Origin of the sequence: Micromonospora sp. M51 (assembly GCF_018070305.1) — a bacterium.
GTDB classification, from domain to species: Bacteria; Actinomycetota; Actinomycetes; order Mycobacteriales; family Micromonosporaceae; genus Micromonospora; species Micromonospora parva.
On the sequence record NZ_JAGPXZ010001350.1, the window covers coordinates 1 to 758 of the forward strand.

Below are 758 nucleotides of genomic sequence, written 5' to 3' on the forward strand. Positions count from 1 at the left end.
AGAGACAGGGGCGCGGCGGCCCGTCGTCGGGCGCTCGGCGAGGTGGCCAGCGGCGCGGCCGGCATCGTGCTCGGCACCCACGCCCTGCTCTACGAGGGGGTCGACTTCGCCGACCTGGGCCTGGTGGTCGTCGACGAGCAGCACCGCTTCGGCGTGGAGCAGCGCGACGCGCTGCGGGCCAAGGCCGACCAGCCGCCGCACGTGCTGGTGATGACGGCGACCCCGATCCCGCGCACCGTGGCGATGACGGTCTACGGCGACCTGGAGGTCTCCACGCTCTCTCAGCTGCCCCGGGGGCGGTCGCCAATCGCCTCGCATGTGGTGCCGGCCGCCGAGAAACCGGCCTATCTGGACCGGGCCTGGCGGCGGCTGCGCGAGGAGGTGACCGCCGGGCACCAGGCGTACGTGGTGTGTCCGCGCATCGGGGACGGCCCTGGCGCCGAGGAGGAACCGCCACCCGAGGACGACAACGGCCGGCGGGCGCCGCTGGCGGTGACCGAGGTGGCCCCGCTGCTGGCCGAGGGTCCACTGCACGGCCTGCGGATCGGGGTGCTGCACGGCCGGCTGCCGGCCGACGAGAAGGACGCGGTGTTGCGGTCCTTCGCGGCCGGCGACCTGGACGGGCTGGTGGCGACCACAGTGCTCGAGGGCGGCGTGGACGTGCCGAACGCGACGGTGCTGATCGTGCTGGACGCCGCCGGGTTCGGTGTCTCGCAGTTGCACACGTTGCGGGGCCGGGGCGGCCGGGGTTCGGCCGC

The 758-nt window shown here is 75.1% G+C and carries 1 protein-coding gene; it reads left to right on the forward strand.

All coding sequences use genetic code 11. The features are described from left to right. Window positions 1-758: helicase-related protein (locus KBX53_RS34770; RefSeq protein WP_256443639.1), on the forward strand; the 758-nt coding region annotated here is incomplete at both ends.